This is a genomic window from Lonepinella sp. MS14434 (genome assembly GCF_042468235.1).
GTDB lineage: Bacteria > Pseudomonadota > Gammaproteobacteria > Enterobacterales > Pasteurellaceae > Lonepinella.
On the sequence record NZ_CP170386.1, the window covers coordinates 675,976 to 696,243 of the forward strand.

13 protein-coding genes, 1 tRNA gene, 1 pseudogene and 2 riboswitches are annotated in these 20,268 nt (G+C 39.1%); of the genes and pseudogenes, 7 read left to right on the top strand and 8 right to left on the bottom strand.

Annotated elements, in window-relative coordinates; genetic code table 11:
• Positions 1 to 42: 42 nt before the first annotated feature.
• From O1Q79_RS03385 to fdnG, 3 genes and pseudogenes are all read right to left on the bottom strand, one after another.
• Positions 43 to 762 carry a formate dehydrogenase subunit gamma gene (locus tag O1Q79_RS03385; RefSeq protein ID WP_386692953.1) on the bottom strand — a complete coding sequence of 240 codons (720 nt, stop codon included), beginning with the start codon at positions 760 to 762 and terminating at the stop codon, positions 43 to 45.
• A 107-nt stretch (positions 763 to 869) separates the two neighbouring features.
• Positions 870 to 1,763 (bottom strand): annotated as a pseudogene (gene fdxH / locus O1Q79_RS03390) (formate dehydrogenase subunit beta); the annotation flags it as partial.
• Positions 1,763 to 4,825, bottom strand: coding sequence for a formate dehydrogenase-N subunit alpha (fdnG, locus tag O1Q79_RS03395; RefSeq protein ID WP_386692954.1), 3,063 nt, complete (start codon positions 4,823 to 4,825; stop codon positions 1,763 to 1,765). The gene fdnG and the pseudogene fdxH, both read right to left, overlap by 1 nt.
• A 438-nt stretch (positions 4,826 to 5,263) precedes the next feature.
• Between fdnG and fdhD the strand changes: the two genes are divergently transcribed.
• Positions 5,264 to 6,094, top strand: coding sequence for a formate dehydrogenase accessory sulfurtransferase FdhD (gene fdhD / locus O1Q79_RS03400; protein WP_386692956.1), 831 nt, complete (start codon positions 5,264 to 5,266; stop codon positions 6,092 to 6,094).
• A gap of 37 nt (positions 6,095 to 6,131) precedes the next feature.
• Here the strand turns inward: fdhD and O1Q79_RS03405 are convergent, their stop codons facing one another.
• Positions 6,132 to 7,202 (bottom strand): ABC transporter substrate-binding protein, encoded by a 1,071-nt coding sequence (locus tag O1Q79_RS03405; RefSeq protein WP_386692958.1) that lies wholly within the window; start codon positions 7,200 to 7,202, stop codon positions 6,132 to 6,134.
• 86 nt (positions 7,203 to 7,288) lie between these two features.
• A riboswitch (TPP riboswitch) is annotated at positions 7,289 to 7,377 on the bottom strand.
• Between the two features lie 117 nt (positions 7,378 to 7,494).
• On the opposite strand from O1Q79_RS03405, the gene uvrD reads away from it, so the two are divergent.
• The 4 genes from uvrD (at position 7,495) to thiP (ending at position 13,451) form a co-directional block, all read left to right on the top strand.
• The gene (uvrD, locus tag O1Q79_RS03410; RefSeq protein WP_386692959.1) at positions 7,495 to 9,693 is read left to right on the top strand and encodes a DNA helicase II; all 2,199 of its coding nucleotides are present in this window, start codon (positions 7,495 to 7,497) and stop codon (positions 9,691 to 9,693) included.
• 21 nt (positions 9,694 to 9,714) lie between these two features.
• Entirely contained in the window at positions 9,715 to 10,602 is an 888-nt protein-coding gene (gene rarD / locus O1Q79_RS03415; RefSeq protein ID WP_386692960.1) for an EamA family transporter RarD, read from the top strand.
• Positions 10,603 to 10,641: 39 nt separating this feature from the next.
• A riboswitch (TPP riboswitch) is annotated at positions 10,642 to 10,745 on the top strand.
• Between the two features lie 55 nt (positions 10,746 to 10,800).
• On the top strand, positions 10,801 to 11,808 hold the full coding sequence (thiB, locus tag O1Q79_RS03420) for a thiamine ABC transporter substrate binding subunit (RefSeq protein WP_386692961.1): 1,008 nt from the start codon (positions 10,801 to 10,803) through the stop codon (positions 11,806 to 11,808).
• Positions 11,784 to 13,451: a thiamine/thiamine pyrophosphate ABC transporter permease ThiP gene (thiP, locus tag O1Q79_RS03425; RefSeq protein WP_386692962.1), complete on the top strand. Its 1,668-nt coding sequence runs from the start codon at positions 11,784 to 11,786 to the stop codon at positions 13,449 to 13,451. The genes thiB and thiP overlap by 25 nt, the downstream gene beginning before the upstream one ends.
• Positions 13,452 to 13,546: 95 nt before the next feature.
• On the opposite strand, the gene O1Q79_RS03430 is transcribed toward thiP, so the two are convergent.
• A tRNA-Gly gene (locus tag O1Q79_RS03430) sits at positions 13,547 to 13,622 on the bottom strand.
• 97 nt (positions 13,623 to 13,719) lie between these two features.
• A complete protein-coding gene (gene orn, locus O1Q79_RS03435) occupies positions 13,720 to 14,268 on the bottom strand; it encodes an oligoribonuclease (RefSeq protein ID WP_386692963.1) in 549 nt (182 codons plus the stop codon).
• A gap of 95 nt (positions 14,269 to 14,363) precedes the next feature.
• On the opposite strand from orn, the gene rsgA reads away from it, so the two are divergent.
• On the top strand, positions 14,364 to 15,410 hold the full coding sequence (gene rsgA, locus O1Q79_RS03440; RefSeq protein ID WP_386692964.1) for a small ribosomal subunit biogenesis GTPase RsgA: 1,047 nt from the start codon (positions 14,364 to 14,366) through the stop codon (positions 15,408 to 15,410).
• A gap of 65 nt (positions 15,411 to 15,475) precedes the next feature.
• On the opposite strand, the gene argA is transcribed toward rsgA, so the two are convergent.
• On the bottom strand, positions 15,476 to 16,792 hold the full coding sequence (gene argA, locus O1Q79_RS03445; protein WP_386692965.1) for an amino-acid N-acetyltransferase: 1,317 nt from the start codon (positions 16,790 to 16,792) through the stop codon (positions 15,476 to 15,478).
• A 272-nt stretch (positions 16,793 to 17,064) separates the two neighbouring features.
• Here argA and cpdB point away from each other — a divergent pair, with 272 nt between their 5' ends.
• Entirely contained in the window at positions 17,065 to 19,047 is a 1,983-nt protein-coding gene (cpdB, locus tag O1Q79_RS03450) for a 2',3'-cyclic-nucleotide 2'-phosphodiesterase (RefSeq protein WP_386692966.1), read from the top strand.
• 60 nt (positions 19,048 to 19,107) lie between these two features.
• Here the strand turns inward: cpdB and O1Q79_RS03455 are convergent, their stop codons facing one another.
• Entirely contained in the window at positions 19,108 to 20,211 is a 1,104-nt protein-coding gene (locus tag O1Q79_RS03455) for an extracellular solute-binding protein (RefSeq protein ID WP_386692968.1), read from the bottom strand.
• Positions 20,212 to 20,268 lie beyond the last annotated feature (57 nt).

The following is a 20,268-nucleotide window of genomic DNA, read 5'->3' on the forward strand; positions in this document are numbered from 1 at the left end:
TAATTTTACCGCACTTTTTGGTTTTTAGGAATTTTAGTTGAATTATTTTGCCTGACCATCCATTTTTTCAAGCTCACTTGCCTTTTTATTGGCTTCAATTTCTTTTTCTAATTCAGGTAACACTTCTTCTTTAAACCATTTCGGGTGATGTTTTTTCGCCCAACGTACGGTTACCCAACCTTCCACCATGCCACGAATTGAGCCTTTTACCCAAAATGCCATATACATGTGTACCATAATTCCTGTAAATAAGGCAAAGGCACTGGCAGAATGAAGTAAAATCGCAATACGAATAACAGGAATTGGGAAATTGTGACTGAAATATTGTCGCCACATAATGATTCCCGTAATTAATAGGGTGAACATGGCTAAAATCAAGGTCCAGAACAACATTTTCTGCCCGAGATTGTATTTCCCGTTGTATGCCACATCGTGTTCGTGACCAAGCAACACCTGTTTAGTGCCTTTTAACCAGCGAATGTCATTTTTCTCTGGAATATTATGGTGCCAATAGGTCAGCACCATAATGATAAAGGCGACAAACATTAAAATTCCCGTGAATGGGTGTACCGCACGAGCAATGGCTGGTGTACCGAGAATGTAGGTTAGCCACGCAAAATCAGGGAAGAAAAATGCCAAACCAGATAAGCCTGTGGTGAAAAAGCAAATTACCAGCAACCAATGTGCCACACGAGCAGGGGCTTTGTGACGAATAATCCGCGTATCTTGCGTAATTTCCGTCAGTTTTTGATGTTCACTCATTATTTATCCCCCTTACTGGCTTTTTTCTGTTCTTTTTCCCGTTGTTTTTGGGCTTTCTTTTCTTCCTTTTCACGTTTTTTCTGAGCTTTACGTTCAGCAATTTCACGATCTTCTTGTTCAAATTTCTCAAAATGATCGTCAACATCTTCTTCTACGTTTGGACCCACACTCACATAGTGAGCGACTTCAGCCAGTAACAAGCCACCCATAGCTACCGCAGCAACTGGTTTGAGCAAGTCTTTCCAAAGTTCCACAGAAAGATCCACACTTGGATTTTTGGGTAAACCAGAATAAAGTTCAGGTTTATCTGCATGGTGCAACACATAGATAACGTGTGTACCACCAACTCCCTCAGGATCGTAAATGCCTGCATTTTCATAACCACGAGATTTGAGTTCTTTCACTCGTTCTTCGCCATAATGCAACATTTCTTCTTTCGAACCAAAGCGAATTGCTCCTGTTGGACAGGTTTTCACACAAGCGGGTTCTTGTCCGACATTGACCCGATCTACACAAAGGGTACATTTATAGACACGATTGTCTTTCGGGTTCATTCTTGGAATATTGAACGGACAGCCTGCAATACAATAACCGCAACCAATACATTTGTCTGATTGGAAATCCACAATCCCGTTGGCGTATTTGATAATCGCCCCTGGCGACGGGCAGGCTTTTAAGCAACCTGGTTCGGTGCAGTGCATACAGCCGTCTTTACGGATCAACCATTCTAAGCGATCGTTTTCTTCCACTTCTTGGAATCGCATCACTGTCCATTGTTCCGCATCCAGATCCACAGGGTTATCGTACACGCCCAAACATTCTTGTGGTGCGGTACGAATATCATTCCATTCTGAACAGCCCACCTGACAGGCTTTACAACCGATACAGGTGGTGACATCAATCAGTTTTGCCACTTCCACCACATTCGAACGAGCATGCGGTGGTGGAGTAACAAAAGAAGTCGCAGAGCTTTTAACAATGCTTTGTTCTTGTATAGTCATTATGCGGCCTCCGATACTTTTTCAATGTTAACCAAGAATGTTTTATATTCAGGGGTTTGCGTATTGGCATCACCTACACGACTAGTTAACGTGTTGATTAAGAATGATTTTTTTCCTACAGTAGAGAAACCACCATGAATTGGAATGCCTACCGTATGGATTTTCTTACCGTCCACATCAAGGGATTTAACCCGTTTAGTGACCACCACTTTAGTTTTGATAAAGCCACGTTTTGAGCTAACTTTTACGGTATCACCTTGTTTAAGTCCTTTTTCTGCCGCCAAATCTTCACTGATTTCCACAAAAGGTTCAGGTTGCACAATCATATTTAACATGGATTGTTTAGTCCAGAAGTGGAAATGTTCCGTTAATCGGTAAGTGGTTCCCACATAAGGGAATTCATTGGCATGACCAAAACTTGCCTTATCATTTTCCAAAATACGTGCCACAGGGTTAGACACCACATTCGGGTGAAGTGGATTAGTACCAATAGGCGTTTCAATTGGTTCGTAATGTTCTGGGAATGGACCCTCTACAATCTTATCTAGGGAGAATAAACGGCTCACCCCTTCAGGTTGCATAATAAATGGCGACACATTACTATTTGGTGGAGCAGTCCCGAAGTCTGCCACGTCCACATAGTTCCAGTTTTTACCATTCCATTTTACTAACTGACGTTTTGGATTCCATGGTTTGCCTGATAAATCTGCTGACGCACGGTTATATACAATGCGGCGATTTAATGGCCAAGCAAATGCCCAACCAAGGGTATTACCTAAACCTGACGGATCGCTATTATCACGATTTGCCATCATATTGCCTTTTGGTGTCCATTGACCAGTATAAATCCAGATTGCAGATGAAGTTGAACCGTCATCACGTAATTGAGCAAAGCTAGATAACAGATCGCCTTTTTTCACAATCAGATTACCTTGAGCATCATACAGATCTTCTAAAGCATAGCCATTACTTTCTTTGGCTAACTCATCGGCTTTTGGCTCAAGCGGATTAGCATAATTCCATGTCATCGCTTCAATGGTTTCCACCGAAGGACCACCTTCTTTATGATACATTTCTAACATCACTTCACGGATTTCAGATAAAATATCTACATCGGGCTTGGCTTCTTTTGGTGGTTCAGCCGCTTTCCAGTGCCATTGTAACCAACGACCAGAGTTGGCAATCGAACCATCTTCTTCGGCGAAACAAATGGTTGGCAAGCGAATCACTTCCGTTTGAATATCGGCAGGATTGACATCATTAAATTCACCATGGAAATTCCAGAATTCAGAAGTATCTGTCGCCAATGGGTCACAAATAATCAAAAATTTCAATTTTCGCAACGCACTTGAAATCTTATTCTTATCAGGATAAGACGCTAACGGGTTATAACCTTGACAGATATAGCCATTAATTTTGCCTTGATCCATTAAGTCAATGAATTGCAAGTGATCCATTTTCTTTTTGTATTGTTTTGGCAAATTGTGATAACCAAATTCATTGTCTTTGGTCGCATTTTCGCCATAAAACGCTTTCAGCATACTCACCATAAATTTTGGTGTATTCTGCCAATAGTTAACCTGTCCTTCAATGGTGGTTTTTGGTGTAATCCGATTTAAAAAGGCTTCAAGGCTCACATCATTTTCGGTTGGTAATGGAATATAACCAGGCAACATGGTTGGGAACAGGCCCATATCAGTAGAACCCTGAACATTTGAGTGTCCACGTAACGCATTCACGCCACCGCCAGACACCCCAATATTGCCTAATAATAATTGGATCATCGCCATGGAACGAATATTTTGCGTACCCACAGTATGTTGTGTCCAACCTAAGGCATACAAGAACGATGCTGCACGATCAGGTGCGGCTGTTGATGCAATGGTTTCAGCAAATTCATAGAACGCTTTTTGTTTTGTACCACAGATCCGTTCCACTATTTCAGGAGTATAACGTTCTACGTGTTTTTTCAACAAATTAATCACACAACGTGGATCTTGTAGCGTCATATCCCGTTTTGGTTGACCGTTTTCATCTAATTGATAGGACCAAGTGGATTTATCGTAGCTACGTTTTTCTTCATCATAGCCCGTAAATAAACCATCTTCAAACCCAAATCCTTCATTAATCAAGAAACTGGCGTTAGTGTAATGTTTAACATATTCGTGTTGGATCTTATCGTGATCTAACAAATACTTAATCACACCTAATAACAACGTAATATCCGTACCGGAACGAATAGGTGTATAAAAATCTGCTACAGCTGCCGTACGGTTAAAGCGTGGATCGACCACCATTAATTTGGCTTTATTGTGTTTTTTCGCTTCGATAACCCAGCGGAAACCTACAGGGTGTGCTTCAGCGGCATTACCGCCCATCACGATAACGACATCAGCATTTTTCATATCAACCCAGTGGTTGGTCATGGCACCTCGACCAAATGTTGGAGCAAGACTTGCTACCGTTGGTCCGTGTCAGGTACTCGCTTGGTTGTCTAATACCAACATTCCTAATGCTCGTCCCCATTTATGGGTCAGCATACAGGTTTCATTGCTGGCAGCCGAAGCGGCTAACATTCCTGTGGTTGTCCAGCGATTGACAGGCGTTCCCACTTCATTAGTGGATTGCCAGTTGGCATCACGGTCATCTTTTAATAAACGAGCGACTTTATGAATAGCTTCATGCCAAGAAAGGCGTTCCCATTTGTCTGAACCAGGGGCGCGATATTCAGGGTATTGTAAACGGTTTGGACTGTTGACATAGTCTAATACACCCGCCCCTTTCGGGCATAATGCACCACGACTCACAGGGTGATCAGGATCCCCTTCAACATGAGTGAGTTTCCCACGAGCATTCATTGCACCATCACCGAGGCTATACATCAACATACCACAGCCGACCGCGCAATAAGTACAGGTTTGGCGTGTTTCTTTGGCTCGTAAAAGTTTATATTCACGAGGTGCCGCTAAAGCAGTGGTTGGCATTAAGCCTAACGCCGCCACTGACGATCCCGCCATACCACCTGCACAGACTTTAAAGAACTTACGTCTTGAGATCTGCATAGATAATCCTTATCCAAAAAAATTTGGAAATATTAGGTAGAAAATTGGTTAAGTTAAAAAAATTATAAAATGATTTATATTGCCTTTGATTGTTAATAAAAAGTTAAAAATCACCGTATAGGATACAACAATCAAAGGTCTAAATCTACCTTATACAAAAAAAATATTTTGATACAGATCACAAAAAATAAATTAAATTCTCTCATAAATCAATGAAATAAGAATAGTTATCAATTAAACTGCCATGCCCTGCATTGACGTACAGGATTAAGCATAGTAACGATGCCCTGCATCTTGTATCGTCTAGCCATAGTGTAGCGTTATAGGTGTTATATTGGTGAGAGTTCGGAGTATTTTTGTCAGCTTACATAACAATTTGCAGTTTAAAGCATTAAACGATAAAATTTCCCTAACTCAATTTGCCGATGGATACTCAATATGTCGCAAACGTTTTCATTTCCTCCATACCAAAAACGTACCATTAATACGGTTAAAAAATCCCCAACTCAACAGCTGGATATTCGACAACAGATGGATTGTTTAGCAGTAGAAACCCCAGTTGCTTTAGTCTATAACGGCATTTCTCACACCGTGATGATGTGTACCCCAACGGAGCTTGAAGATTTTGCGTATGGCTTTTCTTTAACCGAAGGCATTATTGATCAACCAAGTGATATTTATGGCATTGACATTATCGCCAGTTGCCAAGGTATTGAAGTGCAAATTGAATTGGCGACTCGCTGTTTTGTTCGATTAAAAGAACTTCGCCGCACATTGACTGGCAGAACAGGGTGCGGGATTTGTGGTTCGGAGCAATTAAGCCAAGTTACTAAAAAATTGGCGAAATTACACCGCACTTTGACCTTTGATTTAAACCGATTAGATGACTGTTTAACACAAATTCAAAACGCTCAAATTTTAGGTAAACAAACAGGCTCAACTCATGCTGCGGCTTTTTTCGATCCACAAGGCAATTTGCTGGCTACTCGGGAAGACGTGGGACGACACGTTGCATTGGATAAATTGTTAGGTTGGCACGCCAAAGCGGATAGACCACAAGGCTTTGTGTTAGTGACCAGTCGAGCCAGCTATGAAATGGTGCAAAAAACCGTAACTTGTGGCATTGAAATGCTGATAGCAATTTCTGCCAGCACCGATCTTGCGGTAAAAATGGCGGAAGATTGTGATCTCACCCTGATTGGTTTTGCACGAACAGGGCGAGCAACCATTTATAGTGGAGAAGTGCGGTTAATTTTAGGTGAGTTTTAGCCTGTTTAAAGCCAGTTAAAACAGGCTAACCTCATGTTTAGTTGTCGGCTTTGGTAGCTTCAAACCATTTTTCTAATAACCGTTTACTTTCTTCATTTGAACCGAAGCGAATAAAATCAATATCAATAAATTTTAATTTTGTCGGATCACTCGCTTTTGGTGCGGGTTGAGCATGGATATTGGTTGGGAGCTGATAGGAATCAGCTTCTCGCCAAGGAATTTCTTGGGCTTCAGGGCTAAGTAGATAATCAATAAATAATTTAGCGTTATCTAAATTTCTCGCACCTTTAATAATACTGGTTGCCCCTAAGGTGTAACCAATGCCCTCACAGGGTAAAATCCCTTTTACGGGTGAACCTTTCTCTTGCTCTCGCACATAACTGTGCATAAAACTAATGTCCACCGCGACTTCACCCGTTGCCAAATTACCCGTGGCTAAACCGCTTTTGCTGTATTGTGCTACATTGTTGTGTAATTTTTTTAAATAGTCGAAGGCTTGTTGCTCACCAAATAATTCAATCAAGGTGGTTAAAAAAGAATAACCCGTGCCAGATACCCGAGGATCCGCATATTGAATTTGATCTTTAAACGCAGGATCCAGTAAATCTTTAAAGCATTTTGGTTCGGGAATACCAAGTTTGGCGAGTTTTTCCGTGTTGACACCAATGCCTAATTCCATTAAATAAATAATAGAAATAAAATCACCTCGTTGTTGCATTAATTGATTAAATCTTGGCATGATGTCTTTTTGTAATGGGGAACGATAGGATTCGAGTAAACCTTGATCTGCTGCTTGTAAATGAGGTTCTAAGGTACCACCGTACCAAACATCGGCTTGTGGATTACTTTTCTCGCTTTTAATTTTGCCAAGAATCGTTCCTGTACTGTTACGCACAAATTGAGTTTCCACATTGTATTTTTCGGCAAAATGTTGTGTCACTTTTTCACAAGTAACATTTTGCACACTGCAATACACCGTCAATTTACCTTCGGCGATGGCATTGGGGCTAAATAAAATGGTTAATAAACCACAAAGTGCGGTGATTTTTAGAGAGGTTTTTCGACTTTTGGAAAAACGAGATAAATGGGATATAAAGCAGGTTTTCATTAACTTATTCCTTATATTTGATGAGTAAAATAAGCTAACACCTAAAAGGAATTTACCTTAAACAGAAAAGAACTAATTCAGGTGAATTTTTTCTTCCGTTAGTTTCCTACGTCAGCGTTAACTGTATCAGGTTCACGGGTATGTTCTCAGCTGGTAAGCACCCCGACTAACGCAGTGCACTATAATACGTAATGTTTCATTTGTAAATAACAGGATAGTTAAAATTCTCATTGTTTTACATATCAAAAATAGCTATAATTCACTGTAAATAAAAACAGATTAAATTATAATTATGGCAGATATTTCAGAATTACTTGATGGCTTAAATGATAAACAGCGTGATGCGGTGGCAGCTAAATTAGGCAACTATCTTATACTAGCCGGGGCGGGTAGTGGAAAAACGCGAGTCCTCACACATCGTATTGCATGGTTGGTTGCGGTGGAAGGTATTTCCGAAGGAAGTATCATGGCAGTAACCTTTACTAATAAAGCGGCAACGGAAATGCGTCAACGGATTCAAGCTACGCTAGCTCAACATTCTCAACAACACCTATTTTCAATGTGGGTTGGCACATTTCATAGCATCGCTCATCGTTTACTGCGTTCTCATTATGCCGATGCCAAATTACCGCAAGATTTTCAAATTTTAGACAGTGAAGATCAGCTTCGTTTAGTCAAACGGTTATTAAAATTACACAATTATGATGATAAAAACTTCCCTCCCAAACATGCTTGTTGGTTTATTAATAAACAGAAAGATGATGGGTTACGTCCCCACCAAATAGATGATATGCATGATCGAGAAACTAAAGAGTGGGTACGCATTTATCAGATTTATCAAGAAGCCTGTGATCGTTCCGGCTTAGTGGATTTTGCCGAAATCTTATTACGAGCCTATGAATTATTTGCCAAAAATCCATTAATTTTACAAAGTTATCAACGTCGTTTTAGTCAAATTCTGGTGGACGAATTCCAAGATACTAACACTATTCAATATGCTTGGATCAAATTGTTAGCGGGTAAAACAGGTAACGTGATGATTGTGGGCGATGATGATCAGTCTATTTACGGTTGGCGTGGTGCTCAAATTGAAAATATTCAACGTTTTAGTCAAGATTTTAGTCATGTACAAACCATTCGACTGGAACAAAATTATCGTTCTACAGGCAATATTTTACAATCCGCTAATCAGTTAATTGCCAATAATACCAATCGGTTAGGTAAAAATCTGTGGAGCAGTGGTGAACAAGGTGAACCTGTTGGCATTTATGCCGCATTTAATGAACTAGACGAAGCGCTATTTGTGGCATCACAAATTAAAATGTGGCTGGAAGATGGTGGAAAACTCCATGATTGTGCCGTGCTGTATCGTAGTAATAGCCAGTCTCGTGTATTGGAAGAAGCCCTAATTCGATCTGATATTCCTTATCGTATTTATGGAGGTATGCGATTCTTTGAACGGCAAGAAATTAAAGATGCGTTAGCCTATTTGCGATTAGTGAATAATCGTCATGATGATGCGGCATTTGAGCGAGTAATTAATACTCCTGCTCGTGGTATTGGAGAACGCACGCTAGAAACCTTACGTCAGTTAACGCGAGAACGTCAAATTACCTTGTGGCAAGCTACACAAGTCGCCATTACGGATAATAAACTGGCAGGACGAGCCGTAACAGCGTTATTACGTTTTGTGGAATTAGTCAATTCTCTTGCTTTAGAAACCGCCGAAATGCCGTTATTTGTTCAAACCGATTTTGTGATTAAACATTCCGGTTTGTACAAAATGTATGAACAAGAAAAAGGGGAAAAAGGCGAAGTGCGGATCGAAAACTTAGAAGAATTAGTTTCCGCTACTCGAGAATTTATCAAGCCGGCGGAAGCGGAAGAAATGTCTGACTTAACTGCGTTCTTAACCCATGCATCTCTTGAAGCAGGAGAAGAACAAGCCAGCCCCCACCAATCCTGTGTACAAATGATGACTTTGCATTCGGCTAAAGGTTTAGAGTTTCCACGCGTGTTTATGGTAGGGGTAGAAGAAGGTATTTTTCCAAGTAAACAATCTTTATTTGATGATGACCGTTTACAGGAAGAACGTCGTTTAGCCTATGTAGGTATCACGCGAGCCAAACAAAAATTAACTCTTTGTTATGCAGAAAGTCGCCGTTTGTACAACACCGAAGAACGCCATATTCCATCTCGTTTTATCAACGAACTACCGCAACAATGTATTCAAACTGTCCGTTTGCGTGGTACGGTGACAAGAGCTTATAACCAGCAAAAGGTCGATCAAAGTGCGGTGCAAAATGGCAATATTTTTGAGCAAAATGACAGTGTCTGGAGAAAGGGACAAAAAGTTAAACATGCTAAATTCGGGCAAGGTACAATCATTAATATTGAAGGCGCAGAGAACAATACTCGCTTACAAATTGCATTTCAAGGACAGGGCATTAAATGGTTGATTGCACATTTGGCAAAGTTGGAACAGGTTTAATACAGATAAAAGTGAAATAAAATGATTAAAGGTGTAATCTTTTCCGTGAGTGCGTCATTATTATTTGGCGTAATTTATTACCTTTCTACGATATTGCAACCCATATCTGGAGAAGCGTTGTTGGGTTGGCGGACATTGGTTACATTACCATTTTTATTTGTATTACTTTATTTAATTAAACAATACAACGTCTTTTTACAGTTTATTATTCAGCTCAAAAATCAACCATATTTATTCCTTGTATTGCTGATCACTAGTGCAAATATGGGGGTACAGATGTGGTTATTTTTATGGGCACCAGTCAATAATCGAGCTATTGAAGTTTCCATGGGTTATTTATTAATGCCATTGATTATGGTGTTAATTGGGCGTTTCTTATACAAAGAACGGATTTCTAAAATTAAGGCTTATGCAATATTATTTGCGGCTGTTGGTGTATTAAGTAAAATTATTCTTTCAGGGACTTTTTCTTGGGAAAGCGCTTTAGCTTGCTTTGGTTATCCATTCTATTTCGTGATTCGCCGTCGGTTTAATATATTGCATTTCTCCAGTTTTGTGGTTGAAATGATCTTACTGTTACCAATTTCATGTTATTTTGCCAATCAAGTCGATATGACGTGGGTTCAAACACAAAATCCAAATATTTATTTATGGTTAGCGGTATTAGGTTTAGTGGGAGCCGTGGCGTTGGGTGTTTATGTGCTTGCGAGTCAGATTTTACCGATGAATTTATTTGGTTTATTAAGCTATTTGGAACCGGTTACTATGTTTATGGTATCTTTCCTAATCGGTGAAAGATTAGCAAGTGACTCTTATCTTTTAATGATTTGTTTATTTATTGCGATTATTTTATTAGTACTTGATGGAGCCTTTCGGGTCTGGCAAAAACCAAAGATGAATACTTTATAATTCAGTTGCAAATTTATCCTAAAAAAGATTAAACTACTATTGTTCTCATCGGGGTGCTGATGTTAATTTTAACAAAGCTGAGAAAATACCCGTAGAACCTGAACCGAGTAATATCAGCGTAGGGATTTGAGAAACGTCAAAAAATATTATAGCTTTGACCTTGCTTGAATTCCTTTAATTTATATTAAAGGATTTTTTATGTCTAAACTAAAAACGCTCTCTTTTTTAACCGCACTTTCTGCGATTTCTACCAGTGTTTTGGCATCACTTCAACCGCTTACCATTTACACCGAAGAATTTTTTGGCGCTGACTGGGGACCGGGAAATGAAGTAAAAGCCTTGTTTGAAAAGGCAAATCCACAATGTACAGTAATTTATAAAGTGTTTGATAACCGTAATACGATGTTTAACCGTGTTCGTTTAGAGGGCAAAAAAACACCAGCCGATATCGTGATTGGTTTGGATAATTTCCAAAAAGAATCAGCAGCAAAAACCGGGCTTTTTGCCAAAACTGCGGTAGATTTAAGCGCACTTTCTTTGCCGTTTGACTGGCAAGATCAAACCTTTATTCCTTATGAATTTGGACAATTTGCCTTTATTTATGATAAAACCAAATTAACCAATCCACCGCAAACCTTAAAAGAATTGGTAGAACGCCAAGATTTGCGCGTGATTTATCAAGATCCACGCACTAGCAGCATGGGGCGTGGCTTTTTGGTGTGGTTAAATCAAGTTTATTCGCAAGATCAAGTGGAGCAGGTGTGGAAAACCTTGGCAAAACATACGGTAACTGTCGGTAAAGGTTGGACTGAAACCTATGGTGCGTTTTTAAAAGGTGAATCTGATGTGGTGTTTAGCCATAGTACATCACCGATTTATCACCAGTTGCATGATAAAACCGATCAATATGCAGCAACGGAATTTAGCGGCGGAGCAGTGTATCAAGTGGATACCATCTCCAAAATAGCAAAAGAGCAACTCAATCAATGTGCGGATCATTTTATTCAATTTATGATTAGTTCAGAGGCTCAAAAAGTATTAATTCCGAAAAATGTTATGCTTTCCGTGAGTTCAGCAGAAATTGAACCGCACTTTGATGAGTTGAAAGCACATCAATTTGAAGTAAAAGCAATCAATACGGATAAGGTCAGTGAGCAAGATATTAAAGCTTGGACAGAAAAATGGCAAGCGGTACTCAGTCAATAGCCTTACCTTCCTTTTTCGTTCAAGCCAAACAAATAGGTCGCCAGCTAAAATGGCGACATTATGTTGCTGGGGTATGGGTGTTAGGCTTGTTATTTGGTCTATATGCTAACAGCTTATTGGCGGTATTTACCTTTGGTGATAAAAATGCGCACGGACATTTGTGGCAAGGATTATGGCAAGCTTTAGCACAAAACAGCTATGTTCGGCAGGTCATTTTTTTTAGCTTTTGGCAAGCTGGATTATCGGCATTATTATCAGTACTGTTGGGTTGGCTGTTTGCTCGCGCGTTTTTTTATCAATCTTTTTGGGGAAAAACGTGGTTATTGCGAATTTTCTCGCTTACTTTTGTGTTGCCCTCTTTGGTAGCGGTGTTTGGTATTTTAGGGGTTTATGGTGCATCAGGTTGGGTGGCTCAATTTTGTGCCAGATTCGGTATAGCATGGAGACCGGATATTTACGGACTAACCGGGATTTTAATTGCACATCTTTTTTTCAATATTCCCTTAGCCATGCGAATGTTTTTGCAAGCCTATCAATCTATTCCCGTACAACAACATCAACTTTCCGCTCAACTGGGGATTCGTCGTTGGCAATTTATTCGTTGGATTGAATTGCCTTACTTGCGTGCACAGATTTTACCGATTTTTGTGTTAATTTTTATGCTTTGCTTTACGAGTTTTGCTATTGTGCTGGTTCTCGGCGGGGGGCCTAAATTTACTACGTTAGAGGTCGCTATTTATCAAGCTATTGTCTTTGATTTTGATTTAGCCAAATCCGCTCAATTTGCGATGTTGCAATTTATCTGCTTTTTTGCCTTATTTGCTCTAAGTTCATTGTTTGGTCGAACCACAGAAACTCAATTAGATCAATCAGTTTGGTGGTTTGCTAAACAGTCTAGTGGCGTGAAAATGTGGCAAATTTTTTGCTTAATATTGCTCTCCGCATTTTTACTGTTACCGTTGCTTAACACGGTGTTAAGTGCGGTTTTTTCTTCGGCAATTTTTACGGCATGGCGACAATCTGCCTTATGGCAAGCCATGGTATATTCTTTCACCATCGCCCCTTTATCTGCGTTATTAGCCTTATTATTGGCATTTGGTTTATTATTAGCATCACGCCGGTTACATTGGTTAGGTTTACGCCACCTTTCTAACAGCTTAATTAATATCACTATGGTGATTCTCGCCGTTCCTATGTTAATGTTAGCAACCGGGTTATTCTTATGGTTAAAAGACTGGCAATTTTCCACTGCACAATTATTTTTGTTGATTATTTTATGCAACGCAATGGCAGCATTACCTTTTGTCATCCGCATTTTAGCGGTGCCAATGCAAAATAATCTGACCTATTATGAACGTCTTTGTCAATCTCTAGGTATCACAGGTTGGCGGCGATTTAAACAAATAGAATGGCAAGCCTTGAGTCAACCTGTTAAATATGCCTTTGCCTTAGCCAGTTGTTTATCCTTAGGTGATTTCACTGCTATCGCTTTATTTGGCAATCAAGATTTTAGTTCGTTGCCGTATTTGTTATATCAACAGTTAGGCAGTTATCGTGGTGAAGAGGGGGCGGTAACGGCATTGGTATTGTTGGTGAGTTGTTTCGGTGTATTTTCAGTCGTTGAGAGATCAAAGCGTGTATAATACGTTTTGATGTTTAGATTATGATTTTATAAATTCAGTCATCACATCATAAATAAAGATAATAAAAAAGGACGCTTAAAGCGTCCTTTAAAATTTGGAGCGGGAAACGAGGCTCGAACTCGCGACCCCGACCTTGGCAAGGTCGTGCTCTACCAACTGAGCTATTCCCGCAGAGCGACATTCAATATGTCTAAAACAGGACTTATTATACGAAGATTTTGATTGTTCGCAAGTAGAAATTTTTATTTTCTGTTTATTTGCAGAAATTCTAGTCTAATTTAATAAAGTGTTCACGGTAATAGGCGAGTTCTTTAATACTTTCACGAATATCATCTAAAGCTAAATGGGTATTTTGTTTTTTGAATCCTTCTAAAACTTCAGGTTTCCAACGGCGAGCCAGTTCTTTTAGTGTGCTGACATCCAAATGGCGATAGTGGAAATAGTCGGCTAAATCGGGCATATATTTAAATAAAAAGCGTTTATCTTGTGCCACGCTATTGCCACAGATGGGAGATTGTCCTTTCGGTACCCATTTTTTTAAAAAGTCGAGGGTCTGTAATTCTGCTGCTCGTTCAGTGAGTTTGCTCGTTTTGACGCGTTCAATTAAGCCATTTTCTGTATGGGTTTTAACACACCAATCACTCATTTTGTTGAGTAATTCATCAGATTGTTTGACGGCTAATACGGGTCCTTCGGCTAAAATAGCCAGATTTTTATCGGTGACGATCGTGGCGATTTCAATAATCCGTTCTTGTTCGGGATCTAATCCTGTCATTTCTAGATCGATCCAAATGAGATTTTCTTTATCTTGTGGCATAATATCAAATATCCTATATTGAATTTGTGCTATTGTAGCAAAATTCCCAATTATAAAATAGATAGAAAAATCACCGCACTTTTAAGGAAATCTCATTGGCAAAGCAAAAATTGACCCAAAACCAAAAACGGCGTATTCATAGTAATAATGCAAAAGCCTTAGATCGTCATCAACGCCAGCAGAAAAAACAAATAGATTGGCAAGATGATATGCTAGGGGATACGCAAGATGGGGTGGTGGTAGCACGTTATTCTATGCACGCTGATGTGGAAGATGAACAAGGCAATATTTTCCGTTGTAATTTACGCCGCACTTTGGCGAGTGTGGTGGTGGGGGATCGAGTAATTTGGCGTAAAGGTCTGGAGCAATTACAAGGGATTAGTGGCGTGATTGAAGCGGTGCAACCCCGTCAAAATGAACTGGCACGCCCTGATTATTATGATGGTTTAAAAGTCATGGCAGCCAATATTGATCGCATTATTATTGTTTCTGCCGTGTTGCCAACCCTATCATTGAATATTATTGACCGTTATTTAGTGATTTGCGAAACGGCGAATATTCCAGCAGTGATTGTGTTAAATAAAGTGGATTTGCTTTCTGAACAGGAACTGGCGGAAGCAGAACAACAGCTGAAAATTTACCAAGATATTGGTTATCAAACCCTGATGATTTCCGCCCAAACTGGCAAAAATATGCAAAAATTAACCGCACTTTTAGCTTCTGGTACGTCAATTTTTGTGGGGCAATCGGGGGTAGGGAAATCCAGTCTGGTCAATCAAATCATGCCTGAAGTCAATGCGGTAACCAATGCGGTGAGTGAAAACTCAGGCTTAGGACAACATACCACCACTTCATCACGTTTATATCATTTGCCACAAGGGGGGGAGCTGATTGATAGCCCTGGTATTCGAGAATTTGGTTTATGGCATTTAGAACCCGAGCAAATTACGCTGGGTTATCGTGAATTTCAATATTTTCTTGGTACTTGCAAATTCCGTGATTGTAAGCATTTAGACGATCCGCAATGTGCCTTACGAGAAGCCGTTGAACAAGGCAAAATTCACCCCGTGCGTTTTGAAAATTACCACCGTTTAATTTTAAGTCGTGATGAAACGAAATCACAACGACATTTTGTGGGTTAAGCATGGTGTAGCTACTCGGTAGCTATAAAAGATGTGGCGCATCGTTACTATTATAACCCTGTACGTCAGTGCAGGGCTAAATTCTGAATCAAAATCTTAGACCGCCGTTGGTAATTATAATGTTCTCGTTTTTCCTGTGGCAGATCTTCTACATTGGCGACGCTAAATCCTCGTTCTTGAAACCAATGAACGGTTCGGGTCGTGAGAACAAATAATTTTTCAATGCCTAAATTTTTTGCTCGTTTTTGAATGGCTTCTAATAGAATATCACCACGAGAGGAGTTACGATAATCAGGGTGAACAGCGACACAAGCCATTTCAGCCATTTTTTCCTGCTGGTAAACATTTAATGCAGCACAAGCGATAATGACACCATCTCGGTCAATAATCGTATATTTTTCAATATCCATTTCTAATTGTTCACGAGAGCGTTTGACTAAAATACCTTGTTGTTCTAATGGGTGAATTAATTCAAGTAAACCTGGTATATCACGTGCGGTGGCAATGCGAATATCTTCTGAATTATCCATTGAAAGCTGTGTTCCCACACCGTCACGGGTAAATAATTCTTGCAATAATGAACCGTCTTCTTCATAACTTAATAGATGCGAACGTTTAACCCCTGCACGGCAAACATCAATGGCAGCTTGTAGAAAGCGAGCTTGGGAACTGTGATAAAGATCGTTGTGAATAAATTCTTGCAGATATTCAACGGCATCTTGTGGTAATAAATCCGAAATGGTTTGTTTTTGTGGATCTAAAATCCCTTGTGTAGCACTAAAGCCAATCAGTTTTTCGGCTTTAATTTTAATCGCAACTTGTGTCGCAATTTCTTCAAAGGGCAGATTAAAACTTTCCCCCGTAACGGACGGTGCAATAGGTCCGATTAACACGATCGCATCACGATCTAACTGTTGTTGAATATTTTCCACTTCAATACGGCGGAGCTTACCACTTAATAAATAATCGACACCATCGTCCACGCCAATCGGTTGAGCTAGAATAAAGTTACTGCTGACCACATTGAGCAAAGGCGAATGGGGAAGTCGTATTGACAGTCTTGAAGTAATATCATAATTCAGTTTTCCTACGGCTTGCTTGACCAAATCAAGGGTTTTTTGATCTGTAATCCGAATATTTTTATGATATTGTGGTTTAATCTGATGTTGTAAAAGTAATTCATTAATTTGAACTCTCGCACCAAACACAATAATTAATTTGATTCCTAAACTGTGTAATAAACGAATATCGCTGATGATATTAATAAAATTTTTACTCGCAATCGTATCACCATCAAGCATAATCACAAAAGTTTTGCCACGGTGCATATTGACATAAGGGGTAGATTGACGAAACCATTGGACTAATTCTGTACTACGCATAATGCTTTCCTTTTAGGCATTGCTTAAATATTTATTCATTTATTGTGAATTTATATTCATTTTGTTGAATATGCAAGAGAAATTTTTAGCAGACGAAAATTTTGTTATTTTTGACCGCACTTTGTTAGAAAATTCCAACATAATAAAAAATCTTTGATATGGATCACAATTTTATCAACACACTCTTTTAATTTTACTTTGTTTTTTGTAGATTAAACGATTAAATTCAAGATTTTGCAATGTATTTTTATTAAATGAAAAAGGAGTTCAAAATGGATCGAAGACGTTTTCTACAATTATCTAGTTTCTGTGTTTTTGCTCTCGGTAGTGATAGAGTGCTTTCTGCTGAACAAAGTAAAAATCAGAATGTGTTTAATTTACGTGTTGTTTCAACCACGGATGTACATGGTTTCTTAACGGATTTTGACTATTATAAAGATGCACCTACTGAGAAATTTGGTTTTAGTCGTACCGCAACACTTATTGAGCAAGCTCGTCAAGAAGTGAAAAATAGCGTATTAGTTGATAATGGTGATTTAATCCAAGGTAATCCCATTGCGGATTATCAAGCGGCGGTAGGTTATCAAGCAGGCAAGCCACACCCTTCAGTACAAGTCCTTAATTTGATGAAGTATGAAGTGGGAACGTTGGGAAATCATGAGTTTAATTATGGACTTGAATTTCTGGATAATGTGTTAAAAGAAGCAAAATTTCCGATTATTAATGCCAATGTTTATGATGCAAAAACTAAACAAAATCGTTATACCCCATACGTTATTCAGGAACGCAGTTTAATTGATGAACAAGGTAATAAACAATCGATAAAAATCGGTTATATCGGTTTTGTGCCACCGCAAATTGTGGTGTGGGATAAAGCAAATTTAGACGGTAAAGTGTATGTGGAAGATATTAAGCAAACCGCAGAAAAGTTTGTGCCAGAAATGAAAAAAGCAGGTGCGGATCTGGTGATTTGTTTGGCACATACTGGACCGAGTGATAAAGAATATGCAGTAGGCGAAGAAAATGCTGCTTTTCATTTAGCCGATGTGAAAGGGATTGATGCTATCGTATTTGGGCATTCTCACGGTTTATTCCCGCATAAATCTTTCCAAACAACCAGTACATTGGTGGATATGCCTAATGGTACAGTAAATGGTGTGCCAGAAAATATGTCAGGTTATTGGGGGAACAATATCGGTGTGATTGATTTGCAACTTTATTACCTTAACGGAAAATGGGTGGTAAATCATGCCACTGCACATATTCGTCCAATTTATGATAATGAGAAGAAAGCAGCTACGGTAGAAAATAAGCCAGAAATCACCGCACTTTTACAGCCAGTACATGAAGCAACACGGAAATTTGTGGCACAGCCAATAGGCAAATCGTTAGATGATATGTATAGCTATCTTGCTTTAGTACAAGATGATCCGACCGTGCAAATAGTTAATCAAGCACAAAAAGATTATGTGGAAAACTATATTAAGAATATTCCTGAATTAAAAGATATTCCCGTGCTTTCTGCGGCAGCACCGTTTAAAGTCGGTGGACGTAAAAATGACCCAACTTCTTTTGTTGAAGTTGCAAAAGGGGATTTAACTTTCCGTAATGCAGCGGATCTTTATCTTTACCCTAATATTCTTGCTACGCTAAAAGTGAAAGGGCATCATGTTAAAGAATGGCTAGAATGTTCGGCGGGTATGTTTAATCAAATTGATCCGAATAAAACTGAACCACAAGGGCTAATTAATTGGGAAGGATTTCGTACCTATAATTTTGATGTGATTGACGGATTAAGCTATGAAATTGATGTGACGCAACCTGCTCGTTATAACGGTGAGTGTGAGTTGATTAATGCCAATAGTGAACGAATTAGAAATCTACAATTTAATGGTAAGCCTATTGATTTAGACGCAGATTTCTTAATTGCAAGTAATAATTATCGTGCTTACAGTGCTAAATTCTCAGGAACGGGTGAAGAATTTGTGGCATTCCTTGCCCCAGATGAAAATCGTCAAGTGTTGGCAAATTATATTACTAAACAAACTAAGTTACAGGGAGCGATTACACCAACCGCCGATAAAAATTGGCGTTTAGCCAAAATTGAAAGTGATAAACCACTGGATATTCGGTTTGAAACTTCACCAAGTAAACAAGCAGAAACCTTTATCAAAGCAAGATCGGTTTATCCGTTAGTAGATAAAGGCGTTGATGAAGTTGGTTTTGCGGTATATCAAATTGATTTAACCCACTGATTCTGATGTTTTAGAGATAAAAAAGGCTTTCAAATGAAAGCCTTTTAAGTTTATATCATATTATTTTGCTGCTTTTAACTCTTGATAATATTTTTCATATAATTCAACCGCTTCACCGACATCATCTTGCCAATAAGATTTTTGCAATACTTCTGCTGTAGGATAGATAGCAGGATCGCTAGTAATTTCGGTTGGTAATTTTGCTTTTGCTTTCACATTAGAAGTTGGGTAGCCAATTTCTAAGGTTAATTGTTCAGCTACTTTTTCACTTAACAAGTAATTGATTAATTTATGTGCTGCATCAGGGTGTTTTGCATTAGCAGGAATCGCTAAAGTATCTACCCATAATACTGGACCTTCTTTCGGAAACACCATATCAATAGTATCTGGTGATTCTTTTTTGGCAATACGCACCGAACCATTCCATAATTGACCTAATTCAACTTCGCCAGAAATAAAAGAGTTGGCAGGGTTGTCTGAATTGAAAGAAAGTACGTTTGGACGTAATTTCAATAATTCTTCGTAAGCTGCTTTGATTTCATCTGGGTTAGTAGTATTAGGGTTTAAGCCTAATTTTACTAAAGCAATATTGAATACTTCACGAGCATCATCTAATAATTGCACTTTACCCGCAAATTCAGGTTTCCATAAGTCACCCCAAGAGGTGAAATCAGATCCTTTGTAGGTTTTGACGTTATACGCAATACCTGGTGCACCTAATAATTGTGGTAAAGAGTATTTGTTACCCTTGTCGTAGTCTTTGTCTAACCAATCAGGATCGAGTTCCGCAATCACTGGCAATTTGCTGTGATCTAACTCTTTTAACATCCCTTCACGTGCCATTTTAGACACGAAATAATTTGACGGTGCAATCACGTCATAACCGTCAGCCCCCGCACCTTGTAATTTCACTTTGGCATACATGGTTTCGTTAGATTCAAGGCTTGATACGTTGACTTTGATACCGGTTTCTTTAGTAAATTCATCTAATAAACCATCTGGTACATATTCCGTCCAAGTATAAAGATTGACCACTTTATCTTCACTTGCTGCTGGGGTGGCCGCTGGGGCTGCAGAAGTTTCAGTTTTGGTTTCTTTATCGTTACAACCAGTCAAAGCAACAGCGACTAAGCTAACTGCGAAAAGACCTGCTAATTTTTTCATTTAAGATTTTCTCCGTTGAGAGTAAGTAAGAGTATCCGCTTTTTATTTTTTCAAATA

Bases quoted from the DNA above. Each gene is read 5' to 3' on its own strand.
- O1Q79_RS03385 (WP_386692953.1), bottom strand. From the start codon at position 762: ATGAGTGAACATCAAAAACTGACGGAAATTACGCAAGATACGCGGATT.
- fdhD (WP_386692956.1), top strand. From the start codon at position 5,264: ATGTCGCAAACGTTTTCATTTCCTCCATACCAAAAACGTACCATTAAT.
- O1Q79_RS03405 (WP_386692958.1), bottom strand. From the start codon at position 7,202: ATGAAAACCTGCTTTATATCCCATTTATCTCGTTTTTCCAAAAGTCGA.
- uvrD (WP_386692959.1), top strand. From the start codon at position 7,495: ATGGCAGATATTTCAGAATTACTTGATGGCTTAAATGATAAACAGCGT.
- rarD (WP_386692960.1), top strand. From the start codon at position 9,715: ATGATTAAAGGTGTAATCTTTTCCGTGAGTGCGTCATTATTATTTGGC.
- thiB (WP_386692961.1), top strand. From the start codon at position 10,801: ATGTCTAAACTAAAAACGCTCTCTTTTTTAACCGCACTTTCTGCGATT.
- thiP (WP_386692962.1), top strand. From the start codon at position 11,784: ATGGCAAGCGGTACTCAGTCAATAGCCTTACCTTCCTTTTTCGTTCAA.
- orn (WP_386692963.1), bottom strand. From the start codon at position 14,268: ATGCCACAAGATAAAGAAAATCTCATTTGGATCGATCTAGAAATGACA.
- argA (WP_386692965.1), bottom strand. From the start codon at position 16,792: ATGCGTAGTACAGAATTAGTCCAATGGTTTCGTCAATCTACCCCTTAT.
- cpdB (WP_386692966.1), top strand. From the start codon at position 17,065: ATGGATCGAAGACGTTTTCTACAATTATCTAGTTTCTGTGTTTTTGCT.
- O1Q79_RS03455 (WP_386692968.1), bottom strand. From the start codon at position 20,211: ATGAAAAAATTAGCAGGTCTTTTCGCAGTTAGCTTAGTCGCTGTTGCT.